This is a genomic window from Planococcus liqunii, from assembly GCF_030413595.1.
GTDB classification, from domain to species: domain Bacteria; phylum Bacillota; class Bacilli; order Bacillales_A; family Planococcaceae; genus Planococcus; species Planococcus liqunii.
On the sequence record NZ_CP129238.1, the window covers coordinates 2,476,798 to 2,500,072 of the forward strand.

Annotated in this window: 21 protein-coding genes; all 21 read right to left on the reverse strand. The window is 46.1% G+C overall.

Going from position 1 to position 23,275, the window contains the following annotated elements; genetic code table 11:
• A complete protein-coding gene (truB, locus tag QWY22_RS12555; protein ID WP_300981202.1) occupies nt 1–930 on the reverse strand; it encodes a tRNA pseudouridine(55) synthase TruB in 930 nt (309 codons plus the stop codon).
• A 115-nt stretch (nt 931–1,045) separates the two neighbouring features.
• On the reverse strand, nt 1,046–1,399 hold the full coding sequence (gene rbfA, locus QWY22_RS12560) for a 30S ribosome-binding factor RbfA (RefSeq protein ID WP_036806631.1): 354 nt from the start codon (nt 1,397–1,399) through the stop codon (nt 1,046–1,048).
• Between the two features lie 18 nt (nt 1,400–1,417).
• Nucleotides 1,418–1,696, reverse strand: coding sequence for a DUF503 domain-containing protein (locus tag QWY22_RS12565; RefSeq protein WP_036806634.1), 279 nt, complete (start codon nt 1,694–1,696; stop codon nt 1,418–1,420).
• Entirely contained in the window at nt 1,693–3,996 is a 2,304-nt protein-coding gene (gene infB / locus QWY22_RS12570; protein WP_300981203.1) for a translation initiation factor IF-2, read from the reverse strand. The genes QWY22_RS12565 and infB overlap by 4 nt, the downstream gene beginning before the upstream one ends.
• A gap of 4 nt (nt 3,997–4,000) precedes the next feature.
• Nucleotides 4,001–4,336: a YlxQ family RNA-binding protein gene (locus tag QWY22_RS12575; protein ID WP_300981204.1), complete on the reverse strand. Its 336-nt coding sequence runs from the start codon at nt 4,334–4,336 to the stop codon at nt 4,001–4,003.
• The gene (rnpM, locus tag QWY22_RS12580) at nt 4,336–4,617 is read right to left on the reverse strand and encodes an RNase P modulator RnpM (RefSeq protein WP_224074888.1); all 282 of its coding nucleotides are present in this window, start codon (nt 4,615–4,617) and stop codon (nt 4,336–4,338) included. Before rnpM ends, QWY22_RS12575 begins: the two co-directional genes overlap by 1 nt.
• Nucleotides 4,618–4,637: 20 nt before the next feature.
• Nucleotides 4,638–5,765 carry a transcription termination factor NusA gene (gene nusA / locus QWY22_RS12585; RefSeq protein ID WP_300981205.1) on the reverse strand — a complete coding sequence of 376 codons (1,128 nt, stop codon included), beginning with the start codon at nt 5,763–5,765 and terminating at the stop codon, nt 4,638–4,640.
• 23 nt (nt 5,766–5,788) lie between these two features.
• Nucleotides 5,789–6,274 (reverse strand): ribosome maturation factor RimP, encoded by a 486-nt coding sequence (rimP, locus tag QWY22_RS12590; protein WP_036806649.1) that lies wholly within the window; start codon nt 6,272–6,274, stop codon nt 5,789–5,791.
• Between the two features lie 252 nt (nt 6,275–6,526).
• On the reverse strand, nt 6,527–10,834 hold the full coding sequence (locus QWY22_RS12595) for a PolC-type DNA polymerase III (protein ID WP_300981206.1): 4,308 nt from the start codon (nt 10,832–10,834) through the stop codon (nt 6,527–6,529).
• 90 nt (nt 10,835–10,924) lie between these two features.
• A complete protein-coding gene (locus tag QWY22_RS12600; protein ID WP_300981207.1) occupies nt 10,925–12,628 on the reverse strand; it encodes a proline--tRNA ligase in 1,704 nt (567 codons plus the stop codon).
• Between the two features lie 173 nt (nt 12,629–12,801).
• Nucleotides 12,802–14,061: an RIP metalloprotease RseP gene (rseP, locus tag QWY22_RS12605; protein WP_300981208.1), complete on the reverse strand. Its 1,260-nt coding sequence runs from the start codon at nt 14,059–14,061 to the stop codon at nt 12,802–12,804.
• Nucleotides 14,062–14,103: 42 nt separating this feature from the next.
• The gene (gene dxr, locus QWY22_RS12610) at nt 14,104–15,249 is read right to left on the reverse strand and encodes a 1-deoxy-D-xylulose-5-phosphate reductoisomerase (RefSeq protein ID WP_300981209.1); all 1,146 of its coding nucleotides are present in this window, start codon (nt 15,247–15,249) and stop codon (nt 14,104–14,106) included.
• A gap of 15 nt (nt 15,250–15,264) precedes the next feature.
• The gene (locus tag QWY22_RS12615) at nt 15,265–16,056 is read right to left on the reverse strand and encodes a phosphatidate cytidylyltransferase (RefSeq protein WP_300981210.1); all 792 of its coding nucleotides are present in this window, start codon (nt 16,054–16,056) and stop codon (nt 15,265–15,267) included.
• Complete coding sequence (gene uppS, locus QWY22_RS12620) at nt 16,053–16,859, reverse strand: undecaprenyl pyrophosphate synthase (protein ID WP_300981211.1); 807 nt, start codon at nt 16,857–16,859, stop codon at nt 16,053–16,055. Before uppS ends, QWY22_RS12615 begins: the two co-directional genes overlap by 4 nt.
• Before the next feature lie 153 nt (nt 16,860–17,012).
• Nucleotides 17,013–17,570, reverse strand: coding sequence for a ribosome recycling factor (gene frr / locus QWY22_RS12625; RefSeq protein WP_300981212.1), 558 nt, complete (start codon nt 17,568–17,570; stop codon nt 17,013–17,015).
• Nucleotides 17,570–18,295, reverse strand: a complete 726-nt coding sequence (gene pyrH / locus QWY22_RS12630; RefSeq protein WP_300981213.1) for a UMP kinase — start codon at nt 18,293–18,295, stop codon at nt 17,570–17,572. Before pyrH ends, frr begins: the two co-directional genes overlap by 1 nt.
• Nucleotides 18,296–18,376: 81 nt before the next feature.
• A complete protein-coding gene (gene tsf, locus QWY22_RS12635) occupies nt 18,377–19,261 on the reverse strand; it encodes a translation elongation factor Ts (protein ID WP_300981214.1) in 885 nt (294 codons plus the stop codon).
• Between the two features lie 87 nt (nt 19,262–19,348).
• Entirely contained in the window at nt 19,349–20,065 is a 717-nt protein-coding gene (rpsB, locus tag QWY22_RS12640; protein ID WP_036806680.1) for a 30S ribosomal protein S2, read from the reverse strand.
• 393 nt (nt 20,066–20,458) lie between these two features.
• Nucleotides 20,459–21,238, reverse strand: a complete 780-nt coding sequence (gene codY, locus QWY22_RS12645) for a GTP-sensing pleiotropic transcriptional regulator CodY (protein ID WP_036806682.1) — start codon at nt 21,236–21,238, stop codon at nt 20,459–20,461.
• 86 nt (nt 21,239–21,324) lie between these two features.
• Nucleotides 21,325–22,722 carry an ATP-dependent protease ATPase subunit HslU gene (hslU, locus tag QWY22_RS12650; protein ID WP_300981215.1) on the reverse strand — a complete coding sequence of 466 codons (1,398 nt, stop codon included), beginning with the start codon at nt 22,720–22,722 and terminating at the stop codon, nt 21,325–21,327.
• Entirely contained in the window at nt 22,719–23,267 is a 549-nt protein-coding gene (hslV, locus tag QWY22_RS12655) for an ATP-dependent protease subunit HslV (protein ID WP_036806686.1), read from the reverse strand. The genes hslU and hslV overlap by 4 nt, the downstream gene beginning before the upstream one ends.
• Between the last annotated feature and the right edge of the window lie 8 nt (nt 23,268–23,275).

Genomic DNA, 23,275 nt, shown 5'->3' on the forward strand with positions numbered 1-23,275 from the left:
TTACACCTCGTCGATACTCGGGATTCCGAACATTTTTTCAGGCTTCATTTTATCCGCTCGCTCAGGATGCTTTTTATAAAGCGCCAATGGCTGTCCATCGACCGTCAATACGAGAAAGTTCTCCGCCTCCAGCAATGGGTGCTTATCCAGAACTTGGCCATTCTTGATGGCAAAGATGTCTTTCTGATCAATTTCGGCAAACGGAAAATTGCTTAACCCGTAGCTAAGCGGCTTTAAAACAGAGCTGATATCTCCATTTTGAGCAAGTTCGGCCACTTCGGCAAGTGTTACGCAGTCTTTTGCCGTAAATTTCCCTGATTCGGTCCGCGTCAATTTCGACATATGCGCAGGATAGCCGAGCGCTTCGCCGATTTGGACGGCTAATGTCCGGATGTAAGTTCCTTTTCCACACTTAATACGGATGGAGAATTTCAGCTCTTTGCCGCTCCATTCCGCTTGTTCATCCAGCAGTTCAATCGAATCGATCCGCACGATGCGCTCAGGGCGTTCCACTTGAATGCCTTGGCGGGCATACTCATACAACTTTTTCCCATTTACTTTTACTGCCGAATACATCGGCGGGATTTGTTTGATTTCACCCGTAAAGCTTTCGAGCGCTTCCATCAGATCATTTCTATTCAGGTGTTTCTCGGACTCATCGGCATCAACAATTGCACCGCTCGCGTCTTCCGTTTCAGTAGAATAGCCAATGGTCACTTCAGCTTCATAGGTCTTGCCTTGGTCTGTAATGTATTCCGCCACTTTGGTCGCTGTTCCGATGCAGATCGGCAGCACGCCGTCCACGTCCGGATCAAGTGTACCGGTATGGCCGACTTTTTTGGTTTTCAGAATTTTTCTCAGTTTGAATACACAATCATGGGAAGTCATCCCTTTTTCTTTCCATAAAGGCAGCACACCATTCATTGCCATTTGCTTCAGCCCCTTGCTTAATATGTATAAAAAAAGCCTGCTAATCATGAAATTAGCAGGCTCCAGTTTAACCAATGCTTCACGCCAGCCTAAAATGTCCTGGGCGAAGCATTTTTTACTGGTTTTCTTTTGGTTCTTGAATGTCACGGAGTAATGAATCAATTCGATTACCGTATGCGATAGATGAATCAAATTCAAACGACAATTCCGGCGTCTTGCGCAAACGGATCCGTTGTCCGATTTCGGAACGGATAAACCCTTTTGACTTCGACAACCCGAGCAAAGTCTGTTCTTTCACTTTTTCATCACCCAGCACACTGATGTAGACAGTAGCCTGCTGAAGATCGCCTGTTACTTCGACATCTGTCACAGTGACAAAGCCGATTCTTGGATCTTTCAGTTTGCGGCTGATGATTTCGCTAAGTTCTTTCTTCATTTGCTCGCCTACACGATTTGAACGCATCGTCATTGTATATTCACCTCGTTCTTACAAATATTCTTGTTGAACTTCAAGGCATTCCCAGGCGGGGTTGCTTTCCAAGTATTGCAATACTTGCGCCATTTCCTTATCCGCCATCTCTTTTGAGGAAGAAACGGTAACAAAGGCGATGCGGGTCCGTTGCCATACATTCTGGTGATCAACTTCCGCAGCTGAAACGTTGAATTTCTGTTTGGTTCGGGTCAGCATGCTTTTTAATACTGACCGTTTTTCTTTCAATGAATGCGCAACCGGAATGAAGAATTCACATTCCATATATACGATCATTTGCGTTCGATTTCTTCCATAACGAATGCTTCAATAACATCGCCTTCTTTGATGTCGTTAAAGTTTTTAATCGTGATACCGCATTCGTATCCTTTGGCAACTTCTTTTGCATCATCTTTAAAACGTTTCAGCGTATCAAGTTCGCCTTCGAATACCACGATGCCTTCACGGATAATGCGCACACCACTGTCTCGAGTGATTTTGCCTTCCACTACATAACTTCCGGCAATCGTGCCCACTTTGGATACCTTGAACGTGCTGCGCACTTCAGCCTGCCCGATGATTTTTTCTTCGAATTCAGGATCCAATAACCCTTTCATCGCAAATTCAATCTCTTCGATTACTTTGTAGATGATGCGGTGCAAACGAATATCGACGCCTTCTGCTTCTGCAGCGCGTTTCGCATTAACATCAGGACGGACGTTGAAACCGATGACGATGGCATTCGATGCAGCCGCTAGGGAAATATCGGATTCAGTAATGGCACCGGCTCCCGTGTGAATGATTTTCACATTGACGCCTTCTACATCGATTTTCATCAATGAAGCCGCCATTGCTTCAACTGCACCTTGAACGTCAGCCTTAACAATCAGGTTCAATTCTTTCATTTCCCCTTGTTTCAACTGGTCAAACAAATTATCAAGCGTGACGCGTGTTTTTTCAGAACGCTGTACTTGAAGCGCTGAAGTTGCACGGGTTTCCCCGACTTGGCGAGCTGTTTTCTCATCTTCAAATACGACAAAACGGTCACCGGCTTGCGGGACATCATTCAATCCTGTAATTTCAACCGGAGTCGACGGGCCTGCATCTTTCACACGGCGGCCAAGGTCATTGACCATCGCACGCACACGGCCAAATGTATTCCCGACAACAATCGGATCTCCAACGTGCAACGTACCATCTTGTACAAGCAAAGTAGCTACCGAACCGCGGCCTTTATCAAGTTCGGCTTCAATAACCGTACCAATTGCACGGCGCGCCGGGTTGGCTTTCAACTCGCCTACTTCCGAAACAAGCAAAATCATTTCAAGCAAAGCGTCGATGCCTTCGCCTTTCAAAGCAGAGATCGGCACGAAAATCGTTTCGCCGCCCCAAGCTTCCGGCACAAGGCCATGTTCTGTAAGTTCCTGCATGACGCGGTCAGGATTGGCACTTGGCTTATCCATTTTGTTGACCGCAATGATGATTGGCACTTCAGCAGCTTTGGCATGGTTGATCGCTTCTACTGTCTGCGGCATAACGCCGTCATCAGCAGCTACAACGATAATGGCAAGATCCGTCACTTTAGCTCCGCGTGCACGCATTGTTGTAAACGCCGCGTGTCCCGGTGTATCTAGGAATGTGATTTTTTTGCCATTTTCATCTACTTGGTAAGCACCGATATGCTGCGTAATTCCGCCTGCTTCTCCGGCAGTCACTTTCGTGTTGCGGATCGAATCAAGCAAAGTTGTTTTACCATGGTCAACGTGTCCCATGATCGTAACAACAGGTGGACGCTCTTCTTGAAGTGTTTCGTCTTCCGGCTCGAAGTAGACTTCCAGGTCGGTTTTATCCACCAGGATTTCTTCTTCCACTTCCACTTCGTATTCCGCACAAATCAATTCAATTGCGTCTTTATCCAATTCTTGGTTGATAGTAGCCATTACACCAAGCATAAATAATTTTTTGATGATTTCAGACGGCTCGCGCCCTAATTTTTTTGCCAGTTCCGCTACAGTCAAAGACTCGCTGAATGTAATTTTAGCCGGCAATTCTTTCTCGCGTTTTGGCATTGGCGGCAGCGGGTTCACTGGCTGCTGTTGTCTGCCTTTGCGATTGCGGTTTTGGCCTCCGCGGCCTCCGCCGCCGCCCGGACGGTTGTTGCGCTGTCCTGGACCTGCAGTCGGTTTTGCTGCTTTAGGCGTAAAGTTCGATCCTTTTGCTCCTGCCGGACGGTTCTGGCCTTGTCCGCTGCTCTGTGGACGAGACTGGCCTTGTCCTGCTGGACGCGATTGCCCTTGTCCGCTGTTTTGCGGACGGGATTGTCCCTGTCCTGCTGGGCGTGATGACCCTTGGCCACTGTTTTGTGGACGGGACTGCCCCTGACCTGATGGACGGTTTTGTGCCTGGTGCTGTTGGCGTGCTTGTGTACGTCCTGCAGCAGGTTTTTTGTAAATGCCGTCCAATTTTGTTACAGCATTGTCTTCCAATGTCGCCATATGGTTGGCCACTTCAATGTTAAGCTTTGATAACTGGTCAATAATCTCTTTGCTTGGCTTATCTACTTTTTTAGCGTATTCATGTACTCGAATTTTGGTCATCTGCTCACCCCCGGTTAATTTCTTCAAGCAAACTCGCTAGTTTTTTTGCAAACCCTTGATCGGTGATTGCTACTACTACACGCTCTGCTTTGCCTATTGCATGTCCAAGTTCAAAACGCGTTCCGAATACTTGGAGATCAACATTGTACGATTTGCATTTATCATGCACTTTCTTGCTGGTATTCTCTGATGCATCTTCTGACAATATGACCAATTTTGCATTGCCACTCCGCACTTCAGCCACTGCCATGCCTTCTCCGGAGGTCGTCATCCGGGCTCGGGTAGCCAATCCTAAAATTTGCAGGAATTTCTCTTTGGTCTTTAGTTGTTCAGTGTTCATTACTTCTTCAACTGCTCTCTTAGGACTACGCGCGTTAATTCGTCGTAAATTTCAGCCGGAACTTTAACTTCCAATTGATTGTCCAAAACTTTCTTTTTCCGCGCCAGTTCAATGGCGTCCTCCGATTTGGAGACATAAGCGCCGCGGCCTGACTTTTTGCCAGTCAAATCGACAAACACTTCGCCTTCTTTTGTCCGGACTACACGGATCATTTCTTTTTTAGGATGCATCTCGCCAGTGGCGACGCATTTACGCAATGGAATTTTCTTTTGCAGAGCCAACGGACATCACCTTCTCTACGTTATTCTTTTTCCTCATAAAAATCAAAATCGTCAAGCTCTTCACCGGACTCAACCAGTTCGATTGTTGAATTTTCATTTGGGTAAATCCCAAGTTCACGGGCATCCGTTTCGCTCTTGATATCGATTTTCCAGCCTGTCAGTTTTGCAGCAAGACGCGCGTTTTGTCCGCGTTTACCGATTGCCAATGACAATTGATAATCCGGTACCACAACGGTTGTCGATTTTTCGGCTTCGTTGACTTGGACGTCCAGAACTTTTGAAGGGCTAAGCGCATTTGCGACAAACACTACCGGTTCTTCGGACCATTCAACGATATCAATTTTCTCGCCGTTCAATTCGTTGACGATTGTCTGAACGCGTGCGCCTTTTGCTCCAACACATGAGCCGACCGGGTCAATATCGTCGCGGTGTGCAACGACAGAAATCTTCGAACGGTCTCCAGCTTCACGTGCAATTGATTTGATTTCAACGATTCCTTCGAAAATCTCAGGAACTTCGTTTTCAAACAAGCGGCGAAGCAATCCAGGGTGCGTACGGGATACAAATACCTGAGGCCCGCGCGTTGTGCGCTCCACTTTTGTGATATACACTTTGATGCGGTCATGCGGCTGGTAGGATTCATTCGGCATTTGCTCAGTCTGTGGAAGCACTGCTTCCACTTTTCCAAGGCCTACATATAGGTTGCGGGCATCCATGCGTTCAACGATGCCGTTGACGATATCATCAGCACGGTCCACAAATTCTTCGAAAATCAATCCGCGCTCTGCTTCGCGCACACGCTGCGTTACCACTTGCTTCGCAGTTTGGGCAGCAATGCGTCCGAAGTTCCGAGGAGTTACCTCTTCTTCTACGATGTCCGCCAGTTCGTATGCCGGATTGATTGCTTTCGCATCTTCCAGCGAAATTTGCAAACGCTCGTCTTCCACTTCTTCGACGACGTCTTTGCGTGAATAGACCAGCATCGTCCCTGTATTCAAATTCAAGTCCACTCGCACGTTCTGCGCCTGGTTGAAGTTGCGTTTGTAAGCTGTAACTAGCGCTGCTTCAATCGCTTCAATCAAAACATCTCTTGAAATCCCTTTTTGCTTTTCTAAAGCATCCAATGCATCCAATAACTCATTGCTCATCTTCTTATTCACTCCCATGTTCTTCAATCAAGTTTTGCAGAAAAATCAATGGCTAAACGGATAACAGCGATCTTTTTCCGTTCAATGACAATTTTCTTTCTGCGTGTTTTGATTTTAACTTCAATTTCAACTTCTTCATCGGTATAAGACAACAGGTAACCTTCGAATTCTTTTGCGTTTTCAACGGGTTCATACGTTTTAATGTAAATGAACTTGCCGAGCGCTTTTTCGAAATCTTGTTCTTTTTTCAATGGACGTTCTGCACCAGGTGAAGAAACTTCCAAGAAATAGTTTTGCTCAATCGGATCCAGCTTATCCAGAATCTCGCTCAGCTTTTCACTGACCAGCGCGCATTGATCGATGTCGATCGGTGCTGCCGGATTGTCGACATAGACGCGCAAAAACCAGCTGCGCCCCTCTTTTAAAAATTCCACATCCACAAGTTCCAATTGAAGTTCTTCTGTGATGGGCAAAGCAAGTTGTTCAATTTGTTCTGTAATTTTGCTCATATATGCCTCCCGCGGTTTTTATCCCACTTTAACAGCCAGTAAATCCCCCAGCATTGGCATGTGGGAGATTAACTGACGGTAAAAGTTTGATTGGTTGAACCCACACGCAGTGGCGGGTCAAAATATCCACTGTGTAAAGTTTCACTTTATGCCATAACAACAGAAAAGAGCGGGAAATCCCACTCTTCTGCGACAGAGCTATCAGTAAATGTTATTACAATAATACCATAATCCCCAGCGCCGTGCAACTTACTAGAACAGCGAAAGCTGATTGGCATCCGGCATGCCTTCTAAGCAGCCATGGTCGTCCATGTATTCGATGATGGTCTTTGAAACGCGCCCCCGCTGCTGCAAGTCCTCTTTCGACAAGAACGTTCCTAGTTCGCGGGCAGCAACAATCGATTTGGCGGCGTTCGTCCCGAGTCCCGGAATCGCATTAAACGGCGGAATCAGCGTTTTGCCATCGATGATGAACTGATCGGCAGACGATTTATACAAATCGACTTTCTGGAATGTATAGCCGCGTTCAACCATTTCAAGTGCCAATTCCATAACCGTCAGCAAGTTCTTTTCTTTCGTCGAAGCTTCAAGCCCTTTGGCATTGATTTCATCGATTTTTGCACGGATGGACTGCGAACCTTTGGCCATTGCGTTGACATCGAAATCTTCTGCCCGTACCGTAAAGTACGCTGCGTAGTAAAGGATCGGGAAGTGCACCTTGAAATAGGCGATGCGCACAGCCATCAACACATAAGCGGCGGCGTGGGCTTTCGGGAACATGTATTTGATCTTTTTGCACGATTCAATATACCAGTTCGGGACCCCTTCTTTTTTCATCGCTTCTTCCATTTCCGGAGTCAGCCCTTTCCCTTTACGGACCGATTCCATGATCTTGAACGCCAATGAAGATTCAAGCCCCTGGTAAATCAGGTAAACCATGATGTCATCCCGGCATCCGATTACATCGGACAATTGGCATGTTCCGTTTTGAATCAATTCCTGGGCATTGCTGAGCCATACATCCGTTCCGTGGGAAAGCCCGGAAATCTGGACGAGCTCGGAAAACGTCGTCGGTTTTGTTTCTTCGAGCATCTGGCGCACAAAACGCGTCCCAAACTCCGGAATGCCGTACGTTCCGGTTTTACAGCCGATCTGTTTCTCCGTAACGCCAAGAGACTCTACGCCGGAAAAGATTTTCATCACTTCCGGATCATCCGTCGGAATCGTTTTCGGATCAATGCCGGATAAATCCTGCAGCATCCGGATCACCGTTGGATCATCGTGTCCAAGTATATCAAGTTTCAATAAGTTATCGTGAATCGAATGGAAGTCAAAATGCGTCGTTTTCCATTCCGAATCCTGGGCATCTGCCGGAAACTGGATCGGCGAGAAATCATAAATATCCATATAGTCTGGAACAACGATAATTCCGCCCGGATGCTGCCCTGTGCTTCGCTTAACGCCGGAGCAGCCTTGGACAAGCCGGTCAATTTCCGCGCCTCTGAACGCTAAATTGTGGTCATTGGCATAACCCCGGACATAGCCGTACGCTGTTTTTTCCGCTACCGTTCCGATGGTGCCGGCACGGAATACATTGTCTTCCCCGAACAATTCCTTCGTGTAGTTGTGGGCTCTTGCCTGATAGTCACCACTGAAGTTCAAATCGATATCGGGAACTTTATCCCCTTTAAAGCCGAGGAAAGTTTCAAACGGGATATCCTGCCCTTCTTTTTGGAAAGGAATGTCGCAATCCGGACAGTTTTTGTCCGGCAAATCGAATCCCGACCCGACAGACCCGTCATCGAAAAACTCGGATTTTTTGCATTTCGTGCAAATATAATGCGGCGGCAATGGGTTGACTTCCGTAATTTCCGTCAATGTCGCAACCAGTGAAGAACCAACCGATCCCCGCGAACCTACAAGATAGCCGTCGTCGAGCGATTTCTTCACCAGTTTATGCGAAATGAGGTAAATTACAGCGAAACCGTGGCCGATAATCGATTTCAATTCTTTTTCGATGCGGGCTTCGACGATTTCCGGCAAATCCGGACCATAGATTTTATGGGCCATATCGTAGCTCAATTCCCGTACCTCTTCGTCCGCACCTTCAATTTTCGGTGTATACAGATCATCTTTGATCGGTTTTACCGTTTCAATCATATCCGCTATTTTATTGGAGTTGGTGACTACGATTTCCTTCGCCGTCTCGGCTCCAAGGAAATCGAAGGCTTCCAGCATTTCATCGGTCGTCCGGAAATGGACTTTCGGCAATTTCTGGCGGTTCAGCGGATTGGCGCCGCCTTGGGAACCGATCAGCACTTGCCGGAAAATAGCGTCGTTTTCGTCCAGGTAATGGACGTTCCCGGTTGCCACCAGTGGCAATTCCAGTTTGCGGCTGACTTTCACCAGCTTGCGCATGACGTCTTCCAGATTCCATTCATCGCGGATCAATTCTTTTTCAATCAAATGGGAGTACACTTCTTTTGGATGGACTTCTAAATAATCATAGAACTTGGCCGTCTGTTCGACTTCTTCCATCGATTTTTGCATCACCGCTTCGAATACTTCCCCTTTGTCGCAGCCCGAGCCGACAAGCAGCCCTTTTCGGTGGCGCTGCAGCAGCGAGCGCGGAATACGCGGCACCCGGTAGAAATAATCGATATGCGAAGCAGAAACCAGTTTGAACAGATTCTTCAGCCCCTCCTCATTTTGCGCTAGCAAAGTGCAATGGGTCGGGCGTGAACGTTTGTAAGCATCACCAGCGCCGACATAATCATTCAGCTGGTCATGGTAAAGGATGCCTTTTTCGTGTGCTTCTTTCAGCAAATGCGTCAGCAAATACGAAGTGGCTTCCGTATCGTAAATGGCCCGGTGATGCTGGGTCAATTCGATGCCGAATTTTTTCGCGAGCGTATTCAACCGGTGGTTTTTCAATTCCGGATGCAGCATACGGGCCAGTTCCAATGTATCGATCGTGGCATGCTTCATGTCAATGCCGTATTTTTTATAAGACACGTATAAAAAGCCCATATCGAATGATGCGTTATGCGCAACCATGATATGGTCGCCTGCCCATTCATGGTACTTGCGGATGACTTCTTCCACTTCCGGCGCATTTTTCACCATGTCATCTGTGATGCCCGTCAGTTCTATAGTCGTTGCGGACAAATCGTGATGCGGATTGGCAAAGCTTTCAAATTTATCGACAATCTGGCCGCCTTTGATTTTGACAGCGGCAAGTTCGATAATGGTATCGTAAACGGCCGACAGTCCGGTCGTTTCCAAGTCAAATACGACAAATGTTTCTTCTTCAAGCAACGCATGGCGCTCTTCGTAGGCGATCGGCACGCCGTCGTCCACCAAGTTCGCTTCCAGCCCAAATATCGCCTTAATGCCGTATTTCTTGCTGGCAGCATAAGCATCCGGAAAAGATTGCACGCCGGCATGGTCCGTGATCGCAATGGCCGGGTGTCCCCATTTGGCAGCTTGCGACACCAGGGAATCAACAGACGAAACAGCGTCCATTGCGCTCATTGGCGTATGCAGATGCAATTCCACCCGTTTTTCTTCTGCAGTATCCTTGCGGAGCTGGGGATTGATTTCCACCATATCCTGCGCCATCATCACCAAATCACGCACAAAGGTATCGGTTTGAATGGAACCGCGCGCTTTCAGCCACATGCCTTTTTTCAGGCTGCCCATCAATTCTGCGTCTTCTTTGTCGCGTGAGAACATCTTCACTAAAATCGAATCGGTATAGTCTGTCATTTTCACGGTCAGCAGCGAACGTCCGCTCCGAAGCTCGCGGACTTCCACGTCGAAGACAAAGCCTTCGATTGTCACTCTGCGTTCTTCATCGACAATCGATTTGATCTCCACAATTTTCTCATCCGGCTTGATAGCCACACCCATCTGGAATGGTCCCGATGGCACACCGTTTTCTTTGCGGTCGGTTTCCCGTTTCTTCATGTCCGCCAACGCCTTGGATGCCATTTCTATTTCTTCGATGCGGCGCTGTTCCATAAAGGCTAAATGAGCTGCTTCCTGGTCGCCTTCAGCGAGCTGGAACTCGATGGCTATACGCGGAAACCCGAATTGCTGGAAGGCACCTGACAATTTGTCGGTATACTTCGACTTCAAGGCCATCATTTCATGTTCATGGCTGCAGCATAGCATCAGCTTGCTGCCGTTCCATTCCGGTACTTGTGAAAGCAGCTGGTCGCGCAAAGGCGGGGCCATGTCTGAAAACTCTTCGACTACATAACGCCAGTATTCCATGACCAGATCGCCGTCTGCTGTTGTGCTTTCGCTTTCAATCGAAAGCTGCACATTTGCAATGGTCGCAAAAGTTGTATTCAAACGTTCTTTTAATAATAGAAATAATTTCAGCGGCAAAGTTTGTTTTACTTTAATCAGAAAACGCCAGGTCCGCTCTTTTTTATGGACCGTCATCCGTGTCAGTTCAGCCTCTTCGAAAAAAGGCATGTGTACATCGTCTGTCAGGTCGAGATGCTGAAGAAGTAGCTTGAATCGCATCTTTGGATCTTGCTGGTTTGTCATAACTATCCCCTTCATAAAAAATTAATTCAATAAGAATAAAGAAAGGAAAGTACAGTTGTACTTTCCTCTCCATCATATCAGATTTGCCGATTATTTTTTAAAGAATTGCTGCAGGTGATCGAGCAATTCTTCCCGTTTCCACTCAAATGTTTCTCCAGTGCGGCGGTATTTCACTTCCAAAATTCCTTCAGAAGCTTTTTTGCCGACGGTGATGCGGACCGGCAAGCCGATCAAATCAGCATCCGTGAATTTAACGCCTGCACGCTCATTGCGGTCGTCAAGCAGCACTTCGTAGCGGTAAGATTTCAATAATTTATATAAATCTTCTCCAAGCTCGCGCTGCGTTTCGTCTTTCATATTGACCGGCAAAATATGCACTTCGTACGGCGCAATTGCGTCCGGCCAGATAAAGCCATTGTCGTCCTGGAACTGTTCAGCAACAGCCGCCATCACACGTGATACACCAATGCCGTAGCAGCCCATGATATAAGGCATCGCTCTGCCCTGGTCGTTCAGGAATGTCGCTTTCATCGGCTCGCTGTAAGTCGTACCCAGTTTGAAGATATGGCCGACTTCGATGCCTTTGGCAAATTGGATGGTGCCTTCACCGTCTGGAGAAGGATCTCCCTCTTGGACAAAGCGAAGATCCGCATAAGATTCAACAGAGAAATCTTTTTCAGGGTTGACGTTGATGAAATGGAAGCCATCTTCGTTCGCGCCTGTGACACCGTTGACTACTGATTGTACCGCATGATCTGCGTACACCTTGATCGATGACGGCAATTTCACCGGCCCAAGAGAACCGATTTCGCAGCCCAATGCCTGCTGCACTTCTTCCGGTTCAGCAAGCTCGACGATTGTCGCACCTGTTGCATGCTTCACTTTGACGTCATTGATTTCGTGGTCGCCGCGGGACAATACCACTACCAATTCCTCGTCCGCTTTAAATACTAATGTCTTGATGCATTGTTCCGGTGTTGTGTTCAGGAAGGCTGCAACATCCACAATGGTCTTCTGGTCCGGCGTTGCCACTTTTTCCAGCTCTTTTACCGCTTCATCCGATTTTGGATATTCCATGTTCACTGCTGCCATTTCAATATTTGCAGCATAGGAAGACGTGTCGGAATAGGCAATTGTGTCTTCGCCAATTTCAGAAAGCACCATAAATTCATGGTTGTCTTTTCCGCCAATAGCTCCTGAGTCAGCGATGACTGCGCGGAAGTTTAATCCCAGACGTGTGAAAATATTCGTATACGCCTGCATCATATCGTTGTATGTGTCATCCAAGCTTTCTTTCGTTGCATGGAACGAATATGCATCTTTCATCAAGAATTCACGCCCGCGAAGCAAACCGAAGCGCGGACGTTTTTCGTCGCGGAATTTCGACTGAATCTGGAATAAATTCAACGGCAATTTCTTATAGGATTTGATCTCATCGCGAAGCAGGCTCGTAATGACTTCTTCATGTGTTGCTCCAAGAGCAAATTCACGGTTATTGCGGTCGGTCAGCCTCATCAATTCGTCGCCGTATGAATACCAGCGGCCGGTTTCTTGCCAAAGCTCTGCTTGTTGCAGCGCCGGAAGGAAGACTTCCACACTGTTGACTGCTTCCATTTCTTCGCGGATCACATTTTCCACTTTTTGCAGAACGCGTTTGCCTAAAGGCAGAAACGAATAAACACCGCTCGTATTTTGGCGGATAAATCCAGCCCGCAATAATAGCTGATGCGATTTAACATCTGCATCCGCCGGTGTTTCTCTTAATGTAGGGATAAAAGTTGCTGTTTGTTTCATTCCAAAATGCACCTCAACTGACTATTTAATTTTTTTAATGCGGTTTTACTTTTCTAAGTCTAACGCCTAGTCTTACAAGTTTACTTCATACTTAATGAAAATAGCAAAGCCCGCAATGGCCCCAGGCCTTCCGGCGCTTGTCGGGGCTTAGCGGGCAATTGTCTGCTGTTCAATCAAAAAAAGAATTTTTGGATATCGTTCCAGGTGACCACAATCATCAGCAGCATCAGCAGCATAATGCCGACGAAATGGACCATGCCTTCTTTTTGGCGGTCGACCGGTTTTCCACGGATGCCTTCAATAATGAAGAACATCAAGCGGCCTCCATCAAGTGCCGGAAGCGGCAATAAGTTCATGATCCCCAAGTTGATGCTCAGCATGCCTGCCCAGTTCATCAACGTGAAAATGCCATACTTTGCAACTTCTTCAGTCGTTTTGTAAATTCCTACAGGTCCGGATAATGCATCAATCGTAAATTGGCCCGTTACCAGCATTCCGAGCAAACGGAAGATTTCTTTGAACCAGAACACGGTTTGTTCAGCACCATAAGCGAAAGATCCCAAGAAATCCTTTTCGAGCGGGCTTCGGTAAAGCACACCGATGACACCCACTTTTTCAGGAGATTCTTCTGACACTTCCGGTGTGATGGTGAAATCAAGTGTTTCGCCGCCGCGTTCCACTTCAAAAGGCAGCGGGTTGCCGGCGTTGTCCTGAACGGATTCCACTAACTCATTCCATGAAGCGATGGACTTGCCATCAATTTCCTTCACCAAATCCCCGTTTTGCAAACCGGCTTCAGCAGCCGGGCTGTCTTCGGTTACTTCTGTAATCACCGGTTCATTGGTCGGGATGCCTTGCATCAATCCGATTGCGGTAAAAATGAAGAACGCAAGGATAAAATTGAACAACGGCCCAGCCAGTATCGTCATAAAACGATGGCCAAGGCTTTTCGAATCAAACTGGCGGTCATAAGGAGCAAGAATCGTTTCTCTGCCGTTTTCTTCAACTACAGCATCACGTGCAACTTCAATGCGGACAAATTTGTCTTCTTCGTCATATCCCTTGATGTACAGTTCCTTCTCCAGGTCCGCTTCTTCCACTTCCATCAGCAAAATGTCCGGGTACATCGTTTTCTGGTTCATGACAATTTTTGCAGCCTTTCCATCTTTATTCAACAGCACGCCGATGCGGTGCCCTGCTTGCAGATGGATTGAATCCATGTCTTCTCCGGCCATACGGACATAGCCGCCGATCGGCAATAGCCGCAGCGTGTAGATCGTCTCGCCTTTCGTAATGCCCAGAATTTTCGGGCCCATCCCGATTGCAAACTCACGCACTAAGATGCCGGCACGTTTTGCAAACAGAAAATGGCCAAATTCATGAAAAAATACTAAAGCACCGAAAATAATTATAAACGCTAGTACTGTTTCCATTTAAACCCATCCTTATAAACCGTTTTCGGTTTTAATCTTTCGTTATTTTAGCATGTTTTTGACGGATTTTCTTGTTTCAGCATCTACGTGTAAAATCGTTTCCAAATCCGGCGCTGAAACCAGCTGGTGGCTATGCATCGCGCGTTCAATCAACTCTTCAATTTGTAAAAATGTAATTTCTTCATTTAAAAACATCGCCACAGCTTGTTCGTTGGCGGCATTCAAAACCGTCGTCATCGTACCGCCTGCGCGGCCCGCTTCAAAAGCCATTTTCAATGCACGAAAACGGTCGTAATCCATTTCCCGAAAATGAAGTTTGCCGATTTCCGCCAAATTCAACCGTTTGGCTTCCGGGCGCGGCAATCGATCCGGATAAGTGAGCGCGTATTGAATCGGCACCCGCATGTCCGGTGTACCCAATTGCGCCATCACACTCGTGTCCTGGAATTCCACCATGGAATGGATAATGCTTTCACGGTGCAGCAAGACGTCGATGTCGTTGTAGTCAAAGTCAAATAATACGTGGGCTTCAATCACTTCCAGCCCTTTATTGACCATGGTCGCCGAATCAATCGTAATTTTTGCGCCCATGGACCAATTGGGATGGTTCAATGCTTCTTTTACCGTGACGTTTTTTAAATCGTCACGGGTAGAGTCGCGGAAGCTGCCACCAGATGCGGTTAGAATCAAACGGCTGGCCTGTTCTCTTTTTTCTCCGTTCAGTGACTGGAACAGCGCTGAGTGCTCACTGTCGACCGGTAGAATGGTCGCTCCATATTCTTTAGCGCTTTGCATGACCAAGTGGCCGGCCGTTACCAATGTTTCTTTGTTGGCAATCGCTACCGTACGCCCCAGCTTGATCGCTTCTAAAGTCGGTTTCAGCCCGACACTGCCAAGGACTGCATTGACCAAAACATCCGCTTCGTATGTAGCCGTTTCGATTAAACCTGAATCACCGGAAACGACATGGACGCCAGGAAATTCATTTCTCAAGGAAGCGGCATCTTCATCGTTTTGTACACAAACAATTTCCGGATGAAATTCACGGATAAACTCCCGAGTTACTGCCATGTTTTTGCCGGCAGCGAATCCGGCCAATGAAAACTCTTCTGGATGTTCACGGATAATATCGGCTGTCTGCACACCGATCGAACCGGTGGCACCCAGCAAAATAATGCTTTTTGCCATTTGAAAAACCCTTTCTTAGATGAAATGTAAAAAGTGCAGCAACGGCATGACAAACAGAATGCTGTCAAAGCGGTCCAGTATGCCGCCGTGGCCAGGCAGGATATTCCCTGAGTCCTTGACGTTGAAATGGCGCTTTAACGCTGATTCCACTAAATCACCCATTTGGCCAAATATCGAAGCAATAATCGATACGGCGATGATAATCAGAATCGGTTTGTCCAAGTCGACAAAATAATTCAAAATCAAGCCGATGCCAATTGCCCATACAATGCCGCCGATAAAGCCTTCTATGGTTTTATTCGGCGAAATTTCCGGCCATAGTTTCCGTTTGCCGATTTTGCGGCCAGTAAAATACGCTCCGGAATCTGTAAACCAGACGATGAACAACGCAAAAATAATATAAGCAAGCCCATACTCGCGTGTTTCAATTGTGTAGTAAAAGCCCATTCCTAAATACAGCGTACCAAGCACGGCAAATGCTGCATCATCAAATGTAAAGCTATTCTTAACAACAACCGTATGTATAAGCAGCAAAATCACTGCTAAAAAAGCGAATTCCACTTTTATGTAACCGGTCCACTCATAAATTTGAGCTGCCCATTGATCGGGCAGCATGAAGGCGTACAATCCAAAAAGTGAGATGAGCCCTGGAATGCTCCAAAGTGTCCGGCCTTTCATCTTCAATAATTCCTGCAATCCGATCGTTCCTAATGCATACATCAAAAGAATAAATGGCGTCCCACCGATATACACAAAAGGAATGAAAAGAGCTGCAGCAATAACTCCAGTTATGATGCGTTGTTTCAATTTGCTTCTTCCCCTTTCAATCCTCCAAATCTGCGATTTCGCTTCTGGTAATTCTCAACTGCTTCCAGCAAAGACTCTTCCCCGAAATCCGGCCACAAAGTTTCCGTAAACCACAATTCCGTGTAGGCCAATTGCCAGAGCATAAAGTTGCTTAACCGGACTTCTCCGCTTGTGCGGATCAGCAAATCAGGTTCCGGCAACTCATTTGTCATCAACCCTGATGAAATACGTTCTTCTGTGATGTCTGCCAAATCAAGTTCTCCTGCTGCCACTTGGGCCGCTATATCTTTGACGGCATCAACGATTTCTGAACGGCTGCCGTAGTTCAGCGCAAAATTCAGCACAAGTCCCGTATTGTGCTTTGTGGCTTCCTTCGCTTTTCTGATCGCAGAAATCGTATGTGAAGGCAAATTGTGGTGATAGCCTATCATTTCAACACGGACATTCTCTTCTATCAATTCAGGCAGAAATGTGGATAAAAATTCTTCCGGCAAGCGCATAAGAAAATCAACTTCCATTTTTGGACGTTTCCAGTTTTCTGTGGAAAATGCATAAAGGGTCAAAACCTCAACGCCTAAATGATTGGCCAGCTTTGTAATTTTGCGGACCGTTTTCATTCCTTCGTGATGGCCTGCTACTCTCGGCAAAGAACGTTTTTTGGCCCAGCGTCCGTTGCCGTCCATAATAATGGCAATATGAGCCGGAACTCCTTCTTTGGCAACCTCATATAAGCGCTCTTCGTATCCTAGCACTGCATCTTCCAAAGCTGGATCTGCCATTCGTTTTAATAATTTATTGAACATAGTTTAATCCTCCACCTGTTACAAATCGGCATGTCTATTGCTTATCATATCAAAAAAATCGGCATTGTGCGCTTACTTTCACGATGCAAGACAATTTTTGGCATGAAAAAGCGTCCTGTAATACAGGACGCTCAGCAATAGTGAAAGTTCGGTTTAGACTTCCATTATTTCTTTTTCTTTAGTTTTAGCAACTTCGTCGATTTTGCTGATATAGGAATCCGTCAATTTTTGGACTTCATCTCCATAGCTGCGCAAATCATCTTCCGTAATTTCGCTCTTTTTCTCAAGCTTTTTGAAATCGTCGTTTGCATCACGGCGAATGTTGCGGATCCCCACTTTTGCTTCTTCCGCTTCTTTTTTCACTTGTTTCACCAAGTCTTTACGGCGTTCTTCTGTTAAAGCTGGAATCGCTAGGCGAATTACCGTGCCGTCGTTCGAAGGGCTTAAGCCAAGATCCGATTTCATAATGGCTTTTTCGATATCGCCCATGATCGTTTTATCGTAAGGCTGAATTACAATCAGACGAGCTTCCGGTACAGATACACCCGCAACCTGGTTGATCGGTGTAGGTGCACCGTAATAGTCAACTGTCAATTTGTTCAGGATAGAAGGGTTCGCACGTCCTGCACGGATTGAAGAAAGTTCACGTGAAAAAGCTGAAATTGCATTTTCCATTTTCGTCTTCGTTTCGTTCATCACATTTTTCGGCATTATAATGTTCTCCTCACTACTGTCCCGATTTTTTCACCGAGTACAGCCCGTTTTATATTTCCGTTTTCCATAATTGAGAATACTACGAGTGGGATGTCATTGTCCATACAAAGTGTGGAGGCAGTGGAATCCATAACTTGCAATCCTTGCTGAATTACATCGAAGTAAGACAACTCATCGTATTTGACTGCCGAATCATCTGTTTTAGGGTCTGCAGAGTAGACGCCATCCACATTGTTCTTCGCCATCAAAATAACATCGGCTTCAATTTCAGCTGCGCGAAGTGCAGCTGTCGTATCCGTTGAGAAGTAAGGATTTCCTGTACCTGCTGCAAAAATAACAACCCGCTTTTTCTCTAAATGGCGAATCGCTCTTCTGCGGATATAGGGTTCTGCAACTTGGCGCATTTCAATTGAAGACAGGACGCGTGTTTCGACGCCTTGTTTTTCCAATGAATCTTGCAGTGCCAATGAATTCATGACAGTTGCCAGCATTCCCATATAATCTGCAGTTGCGCGGTCCATTCCCATTTCAGATCCGACTTTGCCTCTCCAGATATTGCCGCCTCCTACAACGACTGCAACTTCTACGCCAAGTTCCACTACTTCTTTCACTTGGCTAGCGACCGCCTTGATAATTTCAGGAGACAAACCGAACCCTTGTCCGCCTGCCATCGCTTCTCCACTTAGTTTTAGCACAATGCGTTTATACTGTTGAACACTCATCGGTACCCTCCGTTACACTTTTATTGAAAAATAGGGAACACCTTTCAGTGTTCCCCAGGTTGAATCATATAAGATTAGACCTTATTTTTTGTTGACTTGGCTCATTACTTCATCAGCAAAGTTATCTTCGCGTTTTTCGATGCCTTCTCCAACTTCGTAACGGATGAATTCTTTTACAGATCCACCAGTTGAAGCTGCGAAGTCACGTACTTTTTGGTCAGAATTCTTAACGAATGCCTGGTCAAGCAAGCAAACGTCTTCGAAGTATTTGCCTAGGCGGCCTTCAACCATTTTAGCAACGATTTTTTCAGGTTTTCCTTCGTTCAGAGCTTGTTCTGTCAATACTTTGCGCTCGTGTTCTACTTCATCAGCAGAAACTTCATCGCGTGATACGTATTTAGGGTTTAATGCAGCGATGTGCATCGCGATGTCGCGAGCTGCACTTTCGTCTGTAGAGTTTTCAAGAACGACTAGTACGGAGATGCGTCCACCCATGTGAAGGTATGGCCCGAAAGCGTCAGCGTCTGTTTTAGTGCGGATTTCAAAGCGGCGCAAATTGATTTTTTCACCGATTTTAGCAATCGCATTTGAGATGTGGTCTGCAACTGTAGAACCGTTAGACATTGTTGAAGCAGTTGCTTCTTCAATCGTAGCCGGTTTTGTTTCGATCAAGTGCTCGCCCAATTCTTTAACCAAAGTTTGGAAGCCTTCGTTTTTCGCTACAAAGTCCGTTTCAGCGTTTACTTCGAAAATTACTGCGTCATTGCCTTTTACAAGGATTGAAGTAATCCCTTCAGCTGCAATGCGGTCAGCTTTCTTAGAAGCGCTTGAAAGGCCTTTTTCACGCAAGAAATCGATTGCTGCATCGATGTCGCCGTCTGTCTGAACTAGTGCTTTTTTGCAATCCATCATACCTGCGCCTGTTTTTTCGCGCAATTCTTTTACCATTTGAGCTGTAACTGCCATGATTAATTTCCTCCTTAGAATATCTGCGTTTTCTCAAAAAAAGGTGATAAGTGGGGTTGGCCGCTTATCACCTGTACTACTTGTGAATTACTCAGCAGCAACAGCTGGAGTTTCTTCGTCTTCTTCCGGTTTAGACTCAAGCAAAGCGTCTGCCATTTTACCAGTTAATAGTTTAACAGCACGGATTGCATCATCGTTTGCAGGAATTACATAATCGATTTCATCCGGATCACAGTTAGTATCAACGATACCTACGATTGGAATGTTCAATTTCATTGCTTCTGCTACAGCAATGCGTTCTTTGCGTGGGTCAACTACGAACATTACGTCCGGAAGTGAACTCATGTCACGGATACCGCCAAGGAATTTAACAAGGCGTTCGTGTTGTTTCTTCAATTGAACAACTTCTTTTTTCGGTAGAACTTCGAAAGTTCCATCTTCTTCCATGCGCTCGATTTGTTTCAAACGGTTTACACGTTTTTGGATTGTACCGAAGTTAGTAAGTGTTCCACCCAACCAACGTTGGTTGATGTAGTAGTTGCCAGAGCGCTCTGCTTCTTCTTTGATCGCGTCCTGAGCTTGTTTTTTCGTTCCGACGAATAGTACTTTACCGCCTTCTTCGCCCACTTGTTTCATGAAGCTGTAAGCTTCCTCCAATTTGCGGACTGTTTTTTGAAGATCGATAATGTAGATACCGTTACGCTCAACGAAAATATATTTTTTCATTTTCGGGTTCCAACGGCGAGTCTGGTGGCCAAAGTGTACCCCAGCTTCAAGCAATTGTTTCATAGAAATTACTGACATGTGTGTTTCCTCCTGATAGGTTATTTTTTCCCTCCGCACTCTTCTTCTCTGAACCGTTACTTTTAAAAAGCACCTGCGGAACAAATCTGAATGCGTGTGTATTTAACACCATTTGAAATTATACCACGGCTCTTCTTCGTTCTGCAACAAGTTTCTCTTAAAAGTTGCAAGCAATTGCCAGCGCTTGTTCAAGCCTCGAATTTCCGCGCGGCAATATCCAGAGAATAACACCGGTTTACAAGGGTGCCTGGATGTTTTTATATGGATTCGCCAGGCTAGTAGCCCGGTGCAGGTGCACGTCCAACTCTAAGCTCAATTTTTAGAGCCGATCTTCATGCCGGCTCTAGAGAACAAAAAAAGGCGCCGGAACGGACCGGCACCTTTTGATTTTGATTAGTTCATTTTCAATTGTTCTAATTCAGCTAGGAATTTTGTGTTCAAGACTTTAATGTATGTCCCTTTCATTCCTAGAGAACGGGATTCGATAACGCCGGCACTTTCAAGTTTGCGCAATGCGTTAACGATAACTGAACGAGTGATGCCTACACGGTCAGCGATTTTTGAAGCGACCAGCAAACCTTCGTTGCCGTCCAATTCTTCAAAAATGTGTTCAATTGCTTCAAGTTCACTGTATGAAAGTGAAGAAATCGCCATTTGAACAACCGCTTTGCTGCGTGCTTCTTCTTCGATGCGGTCGCCTTTTTCGCGAAGGATTTCCATCCCTACTACTGTTGCGCCGTATTCGCCCAAAATCAAATCGTCGTCTTCAAACGGCTCGTTTACACGGCCAAGAAGAAGTGTGCCTAGACGCTCTCCTCCGCCAATGATTGGAACGATTGTTGTCAAACCGCCTTTGAACAAGTCACGTTCTTCCACAGGGAAGATTGTGTGTTCGCTGTTTACATCCAAGTTAGCAGATGTTTCGTGGATGTTTGAAAGGTTTTGCGTGTACTCAAGCGGGAATTGACGCTCTTCAAGCATTTTTTTCATACGTTCGTTTTCGATTTGCTGGTTAATTGCAAATCCAAGCAATTTCCCTTTGCGGCTAACAACAAAAGCGTTGCATTCGATTACTTCGCTTAATGTTTCAGCCATGTCTTTAAAGTTCACAGGTTTTCCTGCTGCAGCTTGCAGCATCGAGTTAATGCGTCTTGTTTTTTCCAATAAATTCATTTAAATGAACCTCCTACAGTTTTCAAGCACTATTTATTAAATATTCTAAAGGTTTTTACTCTTTAATGAAACTCTTTTGCCTCGAATTACAGGATAAATTGTGACAAATCTTTATTTTTCGCCACATTTTCAAGTTTTTCGTTCACATATTGGGGTGTAATGTCAATTTGTGCCGGCGAAATCTCAGATGCTTCAAAAGATAAATCCTCAAGTAAGCGTTCCAATATCGTATGGAGCCGGCGTGCTCCAATATTATCGGTATCCTGATTCACTTCATACGCAATTTCCGCGAGTCTGACAATAGACGCATCATTGAAGTGTACCACAACTCCCTCTGTTTCGAGAAGGGCTTTATACTGATTTATCAAAGAATGTTTTGGTTCTGTTAAAATTTTGACAAAATCATTGACTTCCAACTTCTGCAGTTCCACCCGGATCGGGAAACGCCCCTGCAATTCTGGAATCAAGTCTGACGGTTTTGTCATATGAAAGGCACCTGCTGCTACAAACAGCATGTAATCGGTTTTGACTGCACCGTATTTCGTAGAGACTGTTGATCCTTCGACAATCGGCAAAATATCACGCTGCACTCCTTCCCTCGAAACATCCGCTGACGAAGAACTGTTTTTGCTCGCAATCTTGTCCATTTCATCGATGAAGATAATTCCCTGCTGTTCAGAGCGCTGGATGGCTTCCATTGCAACTTCTTCATCATCCACCATTTTTGCTGCTTCTTCAGCTGCCAAAATCCGGCGTGCTTCTTTTACTTGCAAGCGGCGCTTTTTCTTTTTCTTCGGCATCAATGAAGACAAAGCATCCTGCATGTTTGCGCCCATTTGTTCCATTCCCGAACCTTGCAGGGCATCAAACATGGAAGGGATATTCTCATCAACTTCCACTACGACCCATTCATCTTCCAGCTTGCCGGCTTTTAAATCTGCTGCAAGCTCTCTTCTCTTCACGCGGACTTCCACTTCAGCGGTTGTATCCTCTTCTTCCGCTTCCATTTTTTGCCCAAAAAGAACTTCCAGCGGATTTTGGCTGTTTTGCTTTTTGCGGCGGGAAGGCGCCAGCAACTTAACGATTCGTTCGTTCGCTGCAGCTTCGGCCTGTACCTTCACAGCTTCAAATTTTTCTTCTTTTACAATGCGGACAGCCGCTTCCACCAAGTCGCGCACCATAGATTCCACATCACGCCCGACATAGCCGACTTCTGTAAATTTCGTAGCTTCCACTTTTACAAACGGTGCACCGGTCAGTTTTGCAATGCGGCGGGCAATTTCGGTTTTCCCGACGCCTGTCGGCCCGATCATCAAAATGTTTTTCGGAATTACTTCTTCACGCAGCTCCTCATCAAGCCGGCTGCGGCGGTAGCGGTTGCGCAATGCAATGGCAATGGAGCGTTTCGCATCTTTTTGACCGACGATGTAGCGGTCAAGATGATCGGTAATTTGTCTTGGAGTTAAATCCTGCTGTTTATTCATTTGTCCAGCTCCTCCACAATAATTTGATGGTTGGTGTAAACACATATATCTGCAGCCGTTTCCAAAGCCGCTTTCGCGATTTCTTTGGCTGTTAACTGGTCGCCTGAATACTTCTTCAAGGCTCTTCCGGCAGCAAGGGCAAAATTGCCGCCAGAACCGATTGCCAAAATTCCGTCATCCGGTTCGATGACTTCCCCGGTTCCTGCCACCAGTAAAAGTTCGTCTTTGTTCATGACAATCAGCATCGCTTCCAATTGGCGCAAAATCTTATCTCCGCGCCACTGCTTGGCCAGTTCAACTGCAGCACGCTGCAAATTGCCGTTGTACTCCGTCAGTTTGCCTTCAAACATTTCGAAAAGAGTGAAAGCATCCGCAACGGATCCTGCAAATCCGGTAAGTACTTGGCCATTGTATAATTTCCGGACTTTTCGCGCGGTGTGTTTCATGACCACTGCATTGCCGAAAGTGACTTGGCCGTCCCCGGCCATGGCACATTCGCCGTTATGCTTTACTGCAAATATTGTTGTTGCATGAAATTCCTGCATATACATGT

Excerpts from the sequence above, each read along its gene's own strand:
- truB (WP_300981202.1), bottom strand. The coding sequence starts at position 930 with ATGGCAATGAATGGTGTGCTGCCTTTATGGAAAGAAAAAGGGATGACT.
- rbfA (WP_036806631.1), bottom strand. The coding sequence starts at position 1,399 with ATGACGATGCGTTCAAATCGTGTAGGCGAGCAAATGAAGAAAGAACTT.
- QWY22_RS12565 (WP_036806634.1), bottom strand. The coding sequence starts at position 1,696 with ATGATCGTATATATGGAATGTGAATTCTTCATTCCGGTTGCGCATTCA.
- infB (WP_300981203.1), bottom strand. The coding sequence starts at position 3,996 with ATGACCAAAATTCGAGTACATGAATACGCTAAAAAAGTAGATAAGCCA.
- QWY22_RS12575 (WP_300981204.1), bottom strand. The coding sequence starts at position 4,336 with ATGAACACTGAACAACTAAAGACCAAAGAGAAATTCCTGCAAATTTTA.
- nusA (WP_300981205.1), bottom strand. The coding sequence starts at position 5,765 with ATGAGCAATGAGTTATTGGATGCATTGGATGCTTTAGAAAAGCAAAAA.
- rimP (WP_036806649.1), bottom strand. The coding sequence starts at position 6,274 with ATGAGCAAAATTACAGAACAAATTGAACAACTTGCTTTGCCCATCACA.
- QWY22_RS12595 (WP_300981206.1), bottom strand. The coding sequence starts at position 10,834 with ATGACAAACCAGCAAGATCCAAAGATGCGATTCAAGCTACTTCTTCAG.
- QWY22_RS12600 (WP_300981207.1), bottom strand. The coding sequence starts at position 12,628 with ATGAAACAAACAGCAACTTTTATCCCTACATTAAGAGAAACACCGGCG.
- rseP (WP_300981208.1), bottom strand. The coding sequence starts at position 14,061 with ATGGAAACAGTACTAGCGTTTATAATTATTTTCGGTGCTTTAGTATTT.
- dxr (WP_300981209.1), bottom strand. The coding sequence starts at position 15,249 with ATGGCAAAAAGCATTATTTTGCTGGGTGCCACCGGTTCGATCGGTGTG.
- uppS (WP_300981211.1), bottom strand. The coding sequence starts at position 16,859 with ATGTTCAATAAATTATTAAAACGAATGGCAGATCCAGCTTTGGAAGAT.
- frr (WP_300981212.1), bottom strand. The coding sequence starts at position 17,570 with ATGCCGAAAAATGTGATGAACGAAACGAAGACGAAAATGGAAAATGCA.
- pyrH (WP_300981213.1), bottom strand. The coding sequence starts at position 18,295 with ATGAGTGTTCAACAGTATAAACGCATTGTGCTAAAACTAAGTGGAGAA.
- tsf (WP_300981214.1), bottom strand. The coding sequence starts at position 19,261 with ATGGCAGTTACAGCTCAAATGGTAAAAGAATTGCGCGAAAAAACAGGC.
- rpsB (WP_036806680.1), bottom strand. The coding sequence starts at position 20,065 with ATGTCAGTAATTTCTATGAAACAATTGCTTGAAGCTGGGGTACACTTT.
- codY (WP_036806682.1), bottom strand. The coding sequence starts at position 21,238 with ATGAATTTATTGGAAAAAACAAGACGCATTAACTCGATGCTGCAAGCT.
- hslU (WP_300981215.1), bottom strand. The coding sequence starts at position 22,722 with ATGAATAAACAGCAGGATTTAACTCCAAGACAAATTACCGATCATCTT.
- hslV (WP_036806686.1), bottom strand. The coding sequence starts at position 23,267 with ATGCAGGAATTTCATGCAACAACAATATTTGCAGTAAAGCATAACGGC.